The 12443-nt window shown below is 51.0% G+C and carries 21 protein-coding genes, 2 tRNA genes and 1 pseudogene; 5 read left to right on the top strand and 19 right to left on the bottom strand.

The features are described 5' to 3' along the window. Window positions 1–332 precede the first annotated feature (332 nt). Window positions 333–722, top strand: a complete 390-nt coding sequence (locus ACPUC8_RS21795) for a hypothetical protein (RefSeq protein WP_494927321.1) — start codon at window positions 333–335, stop codon at window positions 720–722. Window positions 723–758: 36 nt separating this feature from the next. Here ACPUC8_RS21795 and ACPUC8_RS21800 read toward each other — a convergent pair. The 19 genes from ACPUC8_RS21800 to ACPUC8_RS21890 all read right to left on the bottom strand — a co-directional run bounded on the left by ACPUC8_RS21800 (window position 759) and on the right by ACPUC8_RS21890 (window position 9624). After that, a tRNA-Thr gene (locus ACPUC8_RS21800) sits at window positions 759–833 on the bottom strand. 5 nt (window positions 834–838) lie between these two features. After that, window positions 839–914, bottom strand: a tRNA-Arg gene (locus ACPUC8_RS21805). 111 nt (window positions 915–1025) lie between these two features. Continuing rightward, window positions 1026–1148, bottom strand: a complete 123-nt coding sequence (gene ymcF / locus ACPUC8_RS21810) for a cold shock small protein YmcF (RefSeq protein ID WP_494927338.1) — start codon at window positions 1146–1148, stop codon at window positions 1026–1028. A 22-nt stretch (window positions 1149–1170) separates the two neighbouring features. Further along, entirely contained in the window at window positions 1171–1383 is a 213-nt protein-coding gene (gene cspE / locus ACPUC8_RS21815) for a transcription antiterminator/RNA stability regulator CspE (protein WP_494927322.1), read from the bottom strand. Window positions 1384–1951: 568 nt separating this feature from the next. Further along, a complete protein-coding gene (locus tag ACPUC8_RS21820; RefSeq protein WP_494927323.1) occupies window positions 1952–2566 on the bottom strand; it encodes a hypothetical protein in 615 nt (204 codons plus the stop codon). A gap of 103 nt (window positions 2567–2669) precedes the next feature. Next, window positions 2670–3287, bottom strand: a complete 618-nt coding sequence (locus tag ACPUC8_RS21825) for a recombination protein NinG (RefSeq protein WP_494927324.1) — start codon at window positions 3285–3287, stop codon at window positions 2670–2672. Next, window positions 3280–3549, bottom strand: coding sequence for a hypothetical protein (locus ACPUC8_RS21830; protein WP_494927325.1), 270 nt, complete (start codon window positions 3547–3549; stop codon window positions 3280–3282). Before ACPUC8_RS21830 ends, ACPUC8_RS21825 begins: the two co-directional genes overlap by 8 nt. 258 nt (window positions 3550–3807) lie before the next feature. Next, window positions 3808–4008: a hypothetical protein gene (locus tag ACPUC8_RS21835; protein ID WP_494927326.1), complete on the bottom strand. Its 201-nt coding sequence runs from the start codon at window positions 4006–4008 to the stop codon at window positions 3808–3810. After that, window positions 3983–4204, bottom strand: coding sequence for a protein ninH (locus ACPUC8_RS21840; RefSeq protein ID WP_494927327.1), 222 nt, complete (start codon window positions 4202–4204; stop codon window positions 3983–3985). The genes ACPUC8_RS21835 and ACPUC8_RS21840 overlap by 26 nt, the downstream gene beginning before the upstream one ends. Beyond that, entirely contained in the window at window positions 4201–4722 is a 522-nt protein-coding gene (locus tag ACPUC8_RS21845; RefSeq protein ID WP_494927328.1) for a hypothetical protein, read from the bottom strand. The genes ACPUC8_RS21840 and ACPUC8_RS21845 overlap by 4 nt, the downstream gene beginning before the upstream one ends. Then, window positions 4715–5170, bottom strand: a complete 456-nt coding sequence (locus ACPUC8_RS21850; protein ID WP_494927329.1) for a YbcN family protein — start codon at window positions 5168–5170, stop codon at window positions 4715–4717. The genes ACPUC8_RS21845 and ACPUC8_RS21850 overlap by 8 nt, the downstream gene beginning before the upstream one ends. A 157-nt stretch (window positions 5171–5327) precedes the next feature. Continuing rightward, complete coding sequence (locus tag ACPUC8_RS21855; protein WP_494927339.1) at window positions 5328–6092, bottom strand: hypothetical protein; 765 nt, start codon at window positions 6090–6092, stop codon at window positions 5328–5330. Window positions 6093–6197: 105 nt separating this feature from the next. Then, window positions 6198–6542, bottom strand: coding sequence for a LexA family protein (locus ACPUC8_RS21860; RefSeq protein ID WP_494927330.1), 345 nt, complete (start codon window positions 6540–6542; stop codon window positions 6198–6200). Continuing rightward, the gene (locus ACPUC8_RS21865; protein ID WP_494927331.1) at window positions 6539–7078 is read right to left on the bottom strand and encodes a hypothetical protein; all 540 of its coding nucleotides are present in this window, start codon (window positions 7076–7078) and stop codon (window positions 6539–6541) included. The genes ACPUC8_RS21860 and ACPUC8_RS21865 overlap by 4 nt, the downstream gene beginning before the upstream one ends. Further along, on the bottom strand, window positions 7075–7224 hold the full coding sequence (locus ACPUC8_RS21870) for a hypothetical protein (protein WP_185749246.1): 150 nt from the start codon (window positions 7222–7224) through the stop codon (window positions 7075–7077). The genes ACPUC8_RS21865 and ACPUC8_RS21870 overlap by 4 nt, the downstream gene beginning before the upstream one ends. Further along, window positions 7221–7916: a replication protein P gene (locus tag ACPUC8_RS21875; protein WP_494927332.1), complete on the bottom strand. Its 696-nt coding sequence runs from the start codon at window positions 7914–7916 to the stop codon at window positions 7221–7223. Before ACPUC8_RS21875 ends, ACPUC8_RS21870 begins: the two co-directional genes overlap by 4 nt. After that, window positions 7913–8854 carry a phage replication protein O gene (locus ACPUC8_RS21880; protein WP_494927340.1) on the bottom strand — a complete coding sequence of 314 codons (942 nt, stop codon included), beginning with the start codon at window positions 8852–8854 and terminating at the stop codon, window positions 7913–7915. The genes ACPUC8_RS21875 and ACPUC8_RS21880 overlap by 4 nt, the downstream gene beginning before the upstream one ends. A gap of 136 nt (window positions 8855–8990) precedes the next feature. Beyond that, on the bottom strand, window positions 8991–9281 hold the full coding sequence (locus ACPUC8_RS21885) for a CII family transcriptional regulator (RefSeq protein WP_494927333.1): 291 nt from the start codon (window positions 9279–9281) through the stop codon (window positions 8991–8993). 115 nt (window positions 9282–9396) lie between these two features. Continuing rightward, on the bottom strand, window positions 9397–9624 hold the full coding sequence (locus ACPUC8_RS21890; protein WP_494927334.1) for a helix-turn-helix domain-containing protein: 228 nt from the start codon (window positions 9622–9624) through the stop codon (window positions 9397–9399). Window positions 9625–9722: 98 nt separating this feature from the next. On the opposite strand from ACPUC8_RS21890, the gene ACPUC8_RS21895 reads away from it, so the two are divergent. From ACPUC8_RS21895 to ACPUC8_RS21910, 4 genes and pseudogenes are all read left to right on the top strand, one after another. Further along, complete coding sequence (locus tag ACPUC8_RS21895) at window positions 9723–10412, top strand: XRE family transcriptional regulator (RefSeq protein ID WP_494927335.1); 690 nt, start codon at window positions 9723–9725, stop codon at window positions 10410–10412. A 737-nt stretch (window positions 10413–11149) separates the two neighbouring features. Next, window positions 11150–11422, top strand: a complete 273-nt coding sequence (locus tag ACPUC8_RS21900) for a hypothetical protein (RefSeq protein ID WP_494927336.1) — start codon at window positions 11150–11152, stop codon at window positions 11420–11422. 7 nt (window positions 11423–11429) lie between these two features. Beyond that, window positions 11430–11678 carry a hypothetical protein gene (locus ACPUC8_RS21905; protein ID WP_494927337.1) on the top strand — a complete coding sequence of 83 codons (249 nt, stop codon included), beginning with the start codon at window positions 11430–11432 and terminating at the stop codon, window positions 11676–11678. Window positions 11679–11812: 134 nt separating this feature from the next. Next, window positions 11813–12343: pseudogene (locus ACPUC8_RS21910) on the top strand (hypothetical protein); the annotation flags it as partial. Between the last annotated feature and the right edge of the window lie 100 nt (window positions 12344–12443).

Consider the following 12443-nt stretch of genomic DNA (forward strand, 5'->3'; position numbering starts at 1 on the left):
GCTTTTAAGATTTTGCCGAATGAGGAAGAAAGCGAACCCGGTTAAAATTTCAACTGCTGAGGAAGAAACTTTCCCGAGATCGACATAGCCCGCCTTGTGCGGGTTTTCTTTTGCCCATAGCCGAAGAAAAGACGCCCTCTACCACTTAGGGAAATCCGTGAGTAACAGTGATTGGTAGAGGCGAAAACGAAATGAGCCCGCTGAAGCGAGCCCATAAAAATTTTTAATTAAATAGCCTGCAAATTATGCCGATAACCCTTGCACAAAATTAAGATGCCGAAACATGATCCCGCGCATCTTGAACCTTTATTCAATTGGCAAGGATACCCAACATGTTGAAAAAAATAGCTCTGTTATCTGTTCTGACAGCCTCATCCTTTAGTCAGCTAACGCATGCAGCAGATGCCATCAATGGATGGACTTACTTGAGCAATACAACTGGCTTTAATTTCTATGTGAAGAATGGAACTTTGAAGCAAAAGCAAGGTGTTCGCTCAATGCTGATTCAGCAAGTTCCGGCATCCAAAACTAGTAGTGATGAAGTTCTATTTAGGCGCGTATCAATACCTATCCAAGCATGCCTAGATGAGTACGGCGAAATCACAATGTATGACTTGGGTGGCAGGATGGTTGCCAAGTTTGACTATATCAAGGGTGGGTCAAGTGTTGCTGCATTTACCGCTGATATAATGTGCATTGATGCAGATAAACAACTTAAATAATCTCACGAAATCGCAAAAGAGCGTGATTTTGAGATTTGGTGCCGAGCAAAGGAATCGAACCTCTGACGCGCTGCTTACAAGGCAGCCGCTCTACCACTGAGCTAGTCCGGCGAATTTGGTGCACCATCAGGGACTCGAACCCCGAACCGCAGAGGTAGAAGCTCTGTGCTCTATCCGTTGAGATAATGGCGCAAAACAAAAAGCCCCTCCGATTAAGAAGGGGCTTCCGGCCTGATATGCGAGATGAATGATTGGACTATCGATATAAACACATCAGGCGATAATTTATATACAAATTAACATTTAATTTGTCAACAATCTCATGTTTGACTTACAAAAAATGCACTTGGCTCCAAGTGGATTTTTAACACTAATGTCGAACAAAGAACTGCGGAATTGGGAGCCCTGGCATTGAGGGCATCTCATTTTATTAATTATCAAAATAATATTAAAGTCCTACTACATTCGATGCAGCAGGACCTTTAGATCCATTTTCAATCGTAAATTCGACCTGCTGGCCTTCCGTTAACGTCTTGAATCCATTGGTCTGAATTGACGAGAAATGAACAAATAAATCTTTGCTTCCATCCGATGGAGTGATGAAACCAAAGCCTTTACCTTCATTAAACCACTTTACTAAACCAGTCATTTTAGTAGACATGAAAAAATTCCTATATTCTTGAGCCCTTAGGCTAAAAAGCTTGCTTCGCAGAAAGAGATTACTAACGACAAGAAGACTCAAGAGGAAGAATTATCTGTAGACAACACTTGAAATGAGGACTGCTTTACTAAACCGCTTTATCTGGTCTGCGTTTCAAACCGACAACCTATTAGTCGCATGCATGGAAATATTAAGCAAGATTTATTTATTCTTAATTCAAATGGCGCTTGTATAAGAAACTCAAAATCTGCCTTTTACGCCCACTTCTCTTAGCTTCAAATGTCTTTAGCTGGATACCGCAGCTTCCGACCCGTCCAGCGCGAGTCCTCATAACCCATCAGCGGCGTTAGCTCCCGATCTCGTGAATACATCCAGCGCATCAGGGCATTCCAGCAGGCTGCCAGAATTTGGGCAACAAAAAAGCGCCTTCGGCTGGTAACCGTGGCGCTTTTTAATTATCACAGCGTGATAGGAACTTATTCGACACTCACTCAATACTACCGCGAGTATAGCAGGAATCTACCAGGTAAATTTCCCGTTTGCAACAACTCCTATTCACTTTTTGCAATTACGCTGCAATTAGCTCCTTTTCGGCTTCAAGTTCGCGCTGAATGGCGAAGAACATCTCCTCCTCGAGTATTTCTTCACACCATACGACGCGCTTACGGGCGTACTGAACATCGCAGAAGGTTCGACGGGATATCTCCCGCGCTATTTCTTGCACACTCTTGCGCTCGTCATAACGCATAATACCCACATCGCGAATTGGACTGCCGCGACAGATTGTTTTACTGAATACCCGCTCAACGAAAGCTGCGTCATCGGATTCTTTGGCGAGAGCGATGAGATTGCTGGTTGTTGAGTCGGGAAGTACCATTTCACGTGATCGCTTAAAGAGTTCGTCACCGCGATAACCCTGCTCATGCAGCTTGGTAACGACTTCGATGATTTGATCTGCCCGCTGCTGGCTCCATTGCCTTTCACGGATCATCAGGTTGCCGATAACGCTTCCGCACCCGCCATAGTAATCATCCCCGCCCAGGTGTTTTCCCCACAGCATCATCAGGTACCGCACCCACACCCGCTGTGATGGCGTGATTGTCTTTTTGCCCTTCGTCCATACGCGCCTTAAATCCGCCTGGCGGTTTACGAATGGCAGGAGATATATCTGGTCACCGCGCATTATTTCTTCCTCCGCTTTGGCTGGGCGTCCCACGACTGAACGTGTGTTGGCTGGATGGTTGGTGTGATTGGTCGGAAACGGCGGAGTAATTTATTTAGCCAGGTCATGCTGCTTCGCTCCTTTGTTTGATCAGCTCGCGTGTCTTCTGCCGGTAATTCGCCGCCAGTTCCTGTAACTCTTCCCGCGTCCACTTGCTAACCGGATGCGGCCCCATGAGGCGATCGAAAGCTTCCTGCCCGATTTTCTTGATCAGGTTGGGCGTGTAGTTTTCGATGTTTCCGGATAGGTGCTGATTACAGGGAACGCACTGCTTATGGCAGTTGGTTTCGTCGTAACGTGTGGCCGGTGATGCGCCGCGGGTGCGGTAGTGGCCTGCGTCATATTTCCCTTCATGAAAACGCCCACAACTGATGCATGGTGCTTCTGCGTCACGGGTGCGGATGTATTCGTTGAAAGCGGATTGTGCTTGTTTATGGAAGTGACTGAGGGGCTGTAAGGCTAACTTGCGGATCTTGGTGTGGCGCTTCTCTTGCTGTGCTTCTTTCTTCCTGGCTTGCTCCTGCTGCTGTATTCGCTTCTGTTTGACCTCTACCGATAACTGCTTAATCAATTCGTCCTGATGTTCATCGCAGCACCACCACTGGTAGAGCGTGAGAGGCTTAAAGCGCTTTTTGCATATTCGGCAGTTGCGCGCTTTGGGTATCTTCCGTGCATCAGGCATCGCTTAGCTCCTTCTGTCGCTCGTCCTCGCGCTGAAAGTCATCTCCGTCGATGGGCATTAATTGCCATGGGTAGTGCGTCACGTAAGCCTCTGGCTTTTCGCATAGCCATACTGGTCCATTGGCTTTGGATACATATCTTTTCCCGTTGTGGAAGAAGTCGCCGGGTGATACCAATTGAAGGAGAGTCACAACCTTTCCTACCTGCTGCGGGTCTGTGGACTTAATCACTAATGCCATGCAGCCTACTTTCAATTCAGTCATTATCGTTCTCTCCGTGCATTCTGAAGTTGTCGTCTTGCATCCAGCCGGCGCAGCAGCGGTCGCAGGCATATACCCACTCCGGCGGCAGTGGCGCACCGCAACCAACGCAGTTGATATTTGGCGTATCGCCAGATGGCGTGGATCGGGACGTAGTCGAAATGTTCGTAGTACCAGGCGTCTTCTTTGCAGGTTTCACATCTCACCCCAAATCGATATTTGTCCTCGCTGGTGAGAACGGTCTTGCAACTGCAGCAACGCTTACTGCCAGCATTTCTGCTCATAGGTGTGGTCTCTGCGAGGTTGATAATTTCCTTCGGGCAACAGCGCGCTTACCAGCCATAGGCGGGGATCTGCAGCGAGTGTCTTTCTGGTCTGGATTTTGCGGGCGGCGTAGCGGGCGAGAAGTTCGTTTGCGGTGTCGGTGTTCACGGGATCATGAGTGAACCAGGTCTGGCGCATCGGCTTTCCTTTTTTGTCCGCGGTTGCCTTGTGAAACCATCAGCACGCCGTTGATGATTGCGTGTGATTTGGCTTCAAAATCTCGCGCATATTTCTTAACGCTTCGCCGATCTAAACCAACCATTCGACCGACCGCCGATTGATTGCCTCTCGTCTGGATAAGAAGCTCGGGTATTGTGGTGATGTGTGCGTTCATACGGCTCTCACCTGCGCCAGAAGGCGGTCTACCTGCAGAATCCGACACGTAGCCCGGCACTGTTCAAATATGCGATTACCAGATGTGCCTGCGTTAAACACCAGACCTTCCGGATCATCCTCTGACAGCCAGCACTCAAAGCTTTTGTGTTCCCCGCTGCGGCGTACAATGCCATCGTTGACAAGCCTCAACAGCGCCAGTTGAGAGGCGTTGCGTGAAAAGCCCAAGCTTTCTACATGGCTGTGAATCTGATTTGAGGTGGCGCGGCGAACATCACTCAGATGATCCTCAATGGCTTGTCTTGCGGTCATGCTGCCGTCAGTTTTCTGGATAGTCAGGTTTCTCATCTGACTGAGGAACGCTGGCGACTTCTTCAGGCCCATAGACCGCGCTTTTGCTTCAATGCCATGTCGGGTTTTTCCGAGCATGGCTGCTATCAAGTCGTTAGGTAGATCTGAGTAATCGTGGCTAAGGAGTTCAGTTTCCTGCCGCGTCCATAGCGTGTATTTCTTAGGCATTCTGTTTTTCCTTCAGTTTTTGATAATCGCTGTCGTGCGGGATAGTCAGCGCCAGGCCGAATTGTGCGCACCACTGTTCAATCTGATTCAGGAAGAAATGCATATCTCCGGTATCGAGGCTGGATGTGTGCCGTGGTTCGTAGGTGGTGACCTTCTCGCCGGTGACGAAGTCGGTGTAAGTGATTTCTTCGCAGCCAAGGTAAGTGCGCTTGAGGTTGCGCTTTACCCATTCGGGCGTTGCGTCGGTGCGGCCGGATTTAATCAAGTAGCTGCTGATTTCGCCGAGCCACATGTGCAGAAGTGAATTTTGTGAAAGGCTGCGTTTTTCTTTCCAGGGCTTGAGGGTAAGCCGGTAGCATTCGCCGGATTCGAGCAGCGGTTGAAGCTCTTGCCCGATGGCGTTGAAATTACCTCTATGAAGCCGCAGGCCCTCTTTCGGTATCTCCATTTCGTGCCTCAATCATTTTCTGCACCAATGCCAAAGCCTCATCAGCGATGCGCTTCGTCTCTGGTGGGGGGTTGGTGTCGTGGATGCTGTCGATTAGTTCGTAGAGATTGCGGAGTGGGTCAGGTCTGAGGGGGATTACGTTGTTCACGTTTCGCTCCTATACCGCCAACTGAAGCTGCATGTTGAACCGGTCTCGTTCTTGGCAATAGTCGAGCGAGCCGGGGCTGTTATGCGACTCAATGCGTTCCACCATCAGCGCGGCGCGAGTCTCTTTTGATGCCGGTGCGTAGGCACCAGACCAGGCTTTGTCGATGCCGATGTTTCTGGCTACGTTTGTGCTGTCAGCGCTCGCCAGTGGCAACTTGGTGAAGATGAGCGGGTTCAGCATGCGCAGGCCGTGAAGCTTGGTGATGGGCTGCCCGTAATCATCGGTGACATGACGAATCAGGTCTTTCATGCGCGCCACGGCGATATTTGGCCGCTTAACGTCATACTCGCCACAACTCCCGATCGCCACACGCGGATACTTGTTGCATAGTCGAATGAATCGCTCGTCGCTTTCGTTCATGTGCCATACCGGTACACCGCGAAATTTACTGTGTGGCCATTCTTCAATAAGCGCATCATTTTCTGACTCGCCACCATTGATGACGTCGGGAATGATGGCGAAATCACATCCAGGGTGATTCAACCATTTCTTGGCCCATTCATAATACGACTCCCAGCCTTTGAACTTACTCTTGCCTTTTGCGGCACGATTCCATTCTGGATACGCTCCGTTATCAAGAAAAAACGACTGGCAGTATTCGGCAGCAAGATTGATTTGCCCCGGGTTGGCGAAAGAGATGCACGCGTGCCGCCCTTTCCATGCTTTGATGGCGCAGGTGTCAGGCGTTATTGGTCCGCCGTGATAGTGAATCATCATTGGACTCCTTTTTCGTTCTGACGACTTGCCCTGGTCTCTGTCGGGCGTCACTGAATACGCGCTTGATCAACTGCTCGCGGGTCAGTCCGTGAATTATCTGTGTCATGCGATCCCCTTAACTTTCATGCCCGCCGCCTGAATGGCTTTCACCGCATCGCGCTGGTAGCGCTGATGATTGAACACACCTTCAAACCAGTATTCGCCGTCGTTAACATCAGGCAGATCGACGACGCCAGCATCTGCCAGGCGAATGCCGCGGCTTTTGCCTCTGTCGCGGATGATGGCGCCCTTTTTTACCAGTGCGTCAACGTGGCAATAGGCGTTGTTGGTGGCCCAGCCAAAGTGATCAGCTATCTCGCCGTAGGTTGGCGTTCGACCGTTCTCAATGGTGTATGCGCGGATGTGATCGAGGGTTTGCTGCTGAATGTCGGTCAGGATGGAATTCATGATTGCACCTCTGCCAATACATTTCGTGCACGTTCCATCAGCAGCGTCTGGCCGGGATTTGGCGTGACATCAACTGCGCGATCGTCTAAATCCTGTAGCAAGTCGACGAGCACTGATTTCATAGAATCTCGCTGCCCCTCAGCTTCAGCCCTCAGTTGGGCAGGAGTTTTTCCATTAAGCCGCTGCATGTTGATCAGGAATGGGCCCAGCTTGGTGTGGTGAGCTTTTACCTCGAGATAATTGGTTGCTCCTGAACCTTCGAACTGACCTGCCAGTGCCGATGTCAGGATGTGTATCGCGCTACCCTTCAATGACATGTCGAGGCCTTCTTTCGTCGCTTCGTATGACTGTAGAAACGCCCGCTCTCCCGCAGCGTTAATCGCAGCTTCCCAGGCTGATTCGAAAAGCCAGCGGTCAAACTCATTTCTTGGGATGTGATTACCAATCCGGGAAATTCTCGCGAAAGCAGCTTCGCATTCCGTTTCCATGGGGCGTCGGAACAGCCTTTTTATCACTCGTTTAAATATTCGTTTCATGCTCCCTCCCTGCCTTCCAGCCAGAAGAAAAACGCGCGGTCTACTGCGGCGTCCTCGTAACCAAGATAGGTTCGGCTCATGTCGTGCTTGTCGCCGTGCACGCTGCGGTACAGACGCTCGAAACGGATGCGGTTCCCTTCGCTCATGATTTTCCTCGCTTCATGGTGGCGCGGAGAAGTGCGACACCTTCCAGTGCCTTCTCGGTGGTTGATGGGACGGAGAGATGCAGTAGCTGCTTGCGCGGCTCGGGGATGACTTCGCCCGCCTCGATGCGCTGGGACATCTTGCGCAGCTCGGAACGGCACTTAACGCGCAATTCGGCTTCGGTCAGGTTTCCTGCGCGCATCATGCTGCGAAGACCGGTAACCATCCAGTATTCGGCATTACTCCCCCACGGGTAATCTTCTGCCGTGTTGTAGTCACCGCGCTTGGCGCAGTAGGTCATAACCAGCGAATACAGAGTGTCTTCGTCTGGCAGGCCAGCAGCCGCAAACGTGCTCTGCTTGCACCAGGCGATGAACTGACCGGGTGACGGCAGGAACGGTGATCCGCTGGCGCGCGCCTGTCGCATACCGGCGGCCAGTTGCTGGCGGTTGTGAATGCCGTTTTCGGCAAAGGCGGCAATCCACTGGCGTTTGGCTGCGGCTTCGTCGCCCGCATTTCGCCAGGCGGTGCTGACCGATGCCGGAAATACCTGCTTCAGCCCCTCGAAAAACTCGTTCATCAGCTTTTCGATTTCGTGGTGCAGGCGGCGATCCGGAGACTGTGGCGCATCACCGGCCATGCGGGCTAATGCGGCGCCATCACGATGGTGCACTGCTGCTACGAGTTGTCTCATATGAAACTCTCCCATGCTTCTTGGCTGTTCCAGTGAACAGCTGGTTGCTGCTCAGTCTGGTTAGGCCGGTTGCGTTCAGGTTGATTCATCTGCGCGGTAAGCGTGTCCCACTGTGCCCTGAGCTTTGAGGGGCTCATGACGTTGGTCTGCCAGAACCGGTCTTTGTTGGCCCACAGGAAAACTCTGCACAGCTCGATATGGGTGATCTGCAATACGTTGCGCATCAGGCGAATGTCATTCGCCCAGGCGGGCCAGTTAGGTTTCTGCGCCGTTGGCGAAACGCCCTGCACCTTTTCAAACATCCATTCGGCTGCCTTGAGGTCGTCAGCGGTTCCCCACTTGTCACCTTTGGGCGTTTGAATGGCTGCATCAGGACGAATGACAGAAGGCTTATCAGGGGGGGCGTCAGAGGATTCGTGAGAATTCTCAGACGTATTATTTATATTCTTGTTTATATATTCTTGTTCATGTTGTGCGGGTGTTTGTGCGGGCTTATGTGCGGCACCACCCCGCAAAGCCGCGCCATTACTGGCTTCGCCATGTGCGGGTATATGTGCGGCTGTATGTGCGGGTGAATTGTCTAATTTTTGAGCGTATTCAGCATAATTTGTGATGGTTATCACGGTCCCTTTTTGCTTCTCCCCATCCATGGAAATCATGCCTTCTCGCTCGAAAACCTTGAGCATTCGTACAACAGCATCCCTGCTTACCGGCTGACCATTTCGGTCACATAATCCCAGCCCCAAATCCGCTGCGGTTGTCACCAATTGTCCGGCACTCAGTTGCCACTCATGCCCCTTAAATCGGGCTGTGTATGGCTGTCTCTGGGCAGCAAAAAGCAGGTTATCCCAGAGCGTCCTGAGATAAACATCTTTGGCCCACGGCTTTTTAAGAATGCTACGGTACAACGGGATGTAACCATTTTTCTGGTTTTCCATCCGGTTGCTCCTGTGTTTGCGAGCTGCATTGAAGTCAAGGAGTTCAGCAAGTGCCATCGCCGCCCCCTTCACTGTTTACATATCCAGTTATTCCTGGCATAATTTTCTCCGGTGATTAGTCCACACTGATTTGCCACTAGGCCTCGAAGCTGTTCGCGCAGCTCGGGGCTTTTTCTTTGCCCAAAATCAGGGCGACCTCTCTCGCAACAGCCTTGGCTAACTGCGCCGCGTCATCGTCTGCGATCCCGTATTCCAGGATGTCGATTGCCATACTCATCTGGCGGAAAAAATCCTTCTTCATGCGGCTGACTTTGTATTCCGCGATGCCCAGCTTCTCAGCGAATGTCTTCTGGCTAATCGAAGCCAACTTGTTCAGCAGCACCGACTCTATGCGGCGCGCGTTCTTGCTTTGAGTTGCATTTTCCATGTGACATCATTCCTTTGTGATTAGGTAGTTATGTGACAATGCAGTGAGCATGTCACTTGAGTTTGCTCCTGCATTTCGGCGGGAGCGGCTTCAGAGTTTTAAAGAGCGGTGTTGTTTAAGCCGCGGTGTCGGCCGACTTCATGTATCGCTGCGGGTAAAGAATCTGCATCTCGGTGATCTCCCCTTTGAAGAACCGAGACAATTTCTCTGCTGTTTCGAGTGATGGAACCTGAATTCCTCGTTCGATACGGCTTAGGTTTCCAACGTCAAGTTGAGTGGCGATGGCTACCTCAGCAATTGTCAGCTTTTTCTCTACACGCATTTTCCGTAATGGTGTTGACATGATGCACCTCCTAAATGCGCTACACGCATATTATGCGAATCAATAAATATGCGCAAGGCGCTTTGCGTGTCACGCATAAAAAAGGTTGAATAAACGCCATGAAAATAGGCGACAAAATTAAACAGATTCGCAAAGCGAATAAGATGACCCTGAGCGAGCTTGCGTTGCGCGTGGATAGCGACGTAGGCAACCTGTCGCGCCTTGAGCGAGGTAAACAGGGTTACAGTGAAGCGATGGTGCAAAAAATTGCCGAAGCGCTTTCTGTTCCTGTATCTGAGCTATTCTCTTCTAGTGACGCTAATGATACTGTAGATACATACAGTGTTAGCTCAATAATTAAAAAGGGGAGAGATGATGTGTACAGGATTGATGTTCTTGATGTTTCAGCAAGCGCCGGTGATGGCTCGCCATCAAAGGACGTTGTTGAAGTCATAAAGTCTATTGAATATGTTCCCGATCAGGCGAGGGTCATTTTCGGTAACCGACCGGAGTCATCAGTGAAGCTCATTAACGTTCGCGGCGACAGCATGGAAGGAACCATTGAACCTGGTGATTTAATCTTTGTTGATGTCGCCGTGTCTAATTTCGATGGCGACGGGATCTACGTGTTCGACTTCAATGGCGATATGTTTGTTAAGCGCCTACAGAAAGTTAAGACAGAGCTAATAGTCATCTCTGACAATCCTCGCTACCGCGAATGGAGCATATCTGAAGAAGAAATGGATATGCTTCATGTGGCTGGGCGGGTGATGCTAAGTCAGTCGCAGCAGTATCGCCGTCACGGTTAACTCCCCTCTCTCGAATGAGCCCGCTTTATGCGGGCTTTTTTGTGCCCGCTGCATATATCGCAAAAAATAATTCCCTTTCTGTTTCAAACGCATAATTCAAAACCCATCCCATTTGTACCCACAAACTTCAATATGCGCTTGACGCATATGCGTGATGCGCATAATATTCATCCCATCAGCAGGAAGCACCGCAACAACCGGCATGATGCCGACGCTCTTTAACATTGATGGGGTTTGTATCCGCCGAAATGCGGGTACTGAAGTTTAACCAAACAGGAGGTGCCAAATGGTGCACTAACGCGGTTAGACCGCAGCCGAAAGGCAATGCAGCAGTAATGATGCTGCCCCGAGTCTCCTTGTAGAGAGCCAGCTTTGCACCTGGTGAGGGTAATTAAATAAAGGGGCACCGGTATCGCAGCGTGAATGCCAGTCGCGCACCGGTTAGAGCTAACGGGGAGCTGAGACGAACCGGGATTACGGACCCAAAGGCATGGGCGCGGCCACTGCGAGAGTGTGGCTCAAAGTGCAGTTGGCTTTGGGATTGGATGAGTGCGCAGGCTGATGCGCTAAGCGTGAGTGTGACGGGGTTCCTAGGCCCGGTGTAGCGAACGTGACGGTAAACACGATCTGGTGAAGTGGCCCTTAAAGTGGGTAGAGGCGAGTTCGATTCTCGCTACCGAAGCTGGGATTCTCAGCCCCAGCCATCCAATCACCTAAGCCAATTACCGGAGGTACACATGACAATCGTAATGACCATTCTGGCCTCTGATAACGCCAGAAATCGCCGCAGGGCGAAACGTGCAGCTGAACGCAACACATCAGTTACCGGTTGCACGGACCGGGTGCTGAAAGCAGTGAGCTGTACCGACTACAAAATGAAGATGCGCAGCAAGCCCGTTCCGGAAGCTGTGACACGTGAGAAGCCTGAATACAGGAAGGTTGAGAACCCATACGGGCAGATCACCAACGCCCGCCAGAAGATGCGCGGCAAGTCGATTCCACTTATTTGAGGTGAGCATGGTGAAGGTTATTTGCGCCAACAAACGCTGCAAAAAGGAATTCGATGCCCGTCCGGCCGACATTAATCGTGGCTGGGGAAAGTTCTGTTCGAAATCATGCAAAGCAGTTAAGCAGGAGCAGAGAACCGGTCAGTACAAGCAGTTCATGGCACGAGAAAACGATGAGATTGAAGTCGATATATCCGACATGGATTTCGGCGCCAGCGATGGTGGTGGATATTACGACAAAGACGGGCTACCAATTTAGCCCGATCCAACCGGATTTGCTATTGAGGTAGAAGCGTAAGCAGCTTTATCGCAGAGCTGCTTTCAGTTTTATCCTCTCAAATCATCCATTAGCCCGCCGCCGTGCGGGCATTTTTTTGCCCGTAGGAGAAGGAAATGAGTGAAACAACGGATTTAGCCGTACTGGAAATTAAGCCGGAACAGGCGCCCACGCTGTATGTGCCCAACGGCCTTGATTCTTACCTGGATCAGATTCGCGACTCAGTGAAAGAAGTGCCTGACTTGAGCACACCCAAGGGCCGCGCCCGTGTGGCATCTCTGGCGGCACAGGTGTCTCGCAGCAAGACAGCTATTGAAAAGCCGGGCCGTGACTACCTGAAGCGCCTGAAGGAGCTGCCAAAGGAAGTCGAAGCAGAACTGCGTCGCTTCGTGACCGAGTGCGATGCCATCCGCGATGAAACGCGCCGCCCGCTTACCGAATGGGAGCAGGCTGAAGACGAGCGCAAGCAGGCATTGCAGCAGCGCCTTATCACCCTTCGCGCGCTGGCCGATGTGATTGACGATGCAGGTAACTATCTGCCGTCCACTGACATTCAGGCCCGTCTCAGCGATGCCAAAGCAGTGACGCTCGACGACACCTGGCAGGAAATTGCAACCGAAGCAGGTGTAGCGAAGGATGCCACAGTTGTAGTGGTTTAATAGATTAGGACACACTCAGAGGTTATAACGTTATTAACCAGAGAGGTGATTCTATGAGCGGAAGAATATTTACTCCTGAGTTTAAGCG

The sequence above is a fragment of the Pantoea sp. CFCC18177 genome, assembly GCF_059412425.1.

Excerpts from the sequence above, each read along its gene's own strand:
- ACPUC8_RS21795 (WP_494927321.1), top strand. The coding sequence starts at position 333 with ATGTTGAAAAAAATAGCTCTGTTATCTGTTCTGACAGCCTCATCCTTT.
- ymcF (WP_494927338.1), bottom strand. The coding sequence starts at position 1,148 with ATGAGATGCCCTCAATGCCAGGGCTCCCAATTCCGCAGTTCTTTGTTC.
- cspE (WP_494927322.1), bottom strand. The coding sequence starts at position 1,383 with ATGTCTACTAAAATGACTGGTTTAGTAAAGTGGTTTAATGAAGGTAAA.
- ACPUC8_RS21820 (WP_494927323.1), bottom strand. The coding sequence starts at position 2,566 with ATGCGCGGTGACCAGATATATCTCCTGCCATTCGTAAACCGCCAGGCG.
- ACPUC8_RS21825 (WP_494927324.1), bottom strand. The coding sequence starts at position 3,287 with ATGCCTGATGCACGGAAGATACCCAAAGCGCGCAACTGCCGAATATGC.
- ACPUC8_RS21830 (WP_494927325.1), bottom strand. The coding sequence starts at position 3,549 with ATGACTGAATTGAAAGTAGGCTGCATGGCATTAGTGATTAAGTCCACA.
- ACPUC8_RS21835 (WP_494927326.1), bottom strand. The coding sequence starts at position 4,008 with ATGCGCCAGACCTGGTTCACTCATGATCCCGTGAACACCGACACCGCA.
- ACPUC8_RS21840 (WP_494927327.1), bottom strand. The coding sequence starts at position 4,204 with ATGAACGCACACATCACCACAATACCCGAGCTTCTTATCCAGACGAGA.
- ACPUC8_RS21845 (WP_494927328.1), bottom strand. The coding sequence starts at position 4,722 with ATGCCTAAGAAATACACGCTATGGACGCGGCAGGAAACTGAACTCCTT.
- ACPUC8_RS21850 (WP_494927329.1), bottom strand. The coding sequence starts at position 5,170 with ATGGAGATACCGAAAGAGGGCCTGCGGCTTCATAGAGGTAATTTCAAC.
- ACPUC8_RS21855 (WP_494927339.1), bottom strand. The coding sequence starts at position 6,092 with ATGATTCACTATCACGGCGGACCAATAACGCCTGACACCTGCGCCATC.
- ACPUC8_RS21860 (WP_494927330.1), bottom strand. The coding sequence starts at position 6,542 with ATGAATTCCATCCTGACCGACATTCAGCAGCAAACCCTCGATCACATC.
- ACPUC8_RS21865 (WP_494927331.1), bottom strand. The coding sequence starts at position 7,078 with ATGAAACGAATATTTAAACGAGTGATAAAAAGGCTGTTCCGACGCCCC.
- ACPUC8_RS21870 (WP_185749246.1), bottom strand. The coding sequence starts at position 7,224 with ATGAGCGAAGGGAACCGCATCCGTTTCGAGCGTCTGTACCGCAGCGTG.
- ACPUC8_RS21875 (WP_494927332.1), bottom strand. The coding sequence starts at position 7,916 with ATGAGACAACTCGTAGCAGCAGTGCACCATCGTGATGGCGCCGCATTA.
- ACPUC8_RS21880 (WP_494927340.1), bottom strand. The coding sequence starts at position 8,854 with ATGGAAAACCAGAAAAATGGTTACATCCCGTTGTACCGTAGCATTCTT.
- ACPUC8_RS21885 (WP_494927333.1), bottom strand. The coding sequence starts at position 9,281 with ATGGAAAATGCAACTCAAAGCAAGAACGCGCGCCGCATAGAGTCGGTG.
- ACPUC8_RS21890 (WP_494927334.1), bottom strand. The coding sequence starts at position 9,624 with ATGTCAACACCATTACGGAAAATGCGTGTAGAGAAAAAGCTGACAATT.
- ACPUC8_RS21895 (WP_494927335.1), top strand. The coding sequence starts at position 9,723 with ATGAAAATAGGCGACAAAATTAAACAGATTCGCAAAGCGAATAAGATG.
- ACPUC8_RS21900 (WP_494927336.1), top strand. The coding sequence starts at position 11,150 with ATGACAATCGTAATGACCATTCTGGCCTCTGATAACGCCAGAAATCGC.
- ACPUC8_RS21905 (WP_494927337.1), top strand. The coding sequence starts at position 11,430 with ATGGTGAAGGTTATTTGCGCCAACAAACGCTGCAAAAAGGAATTCGAT.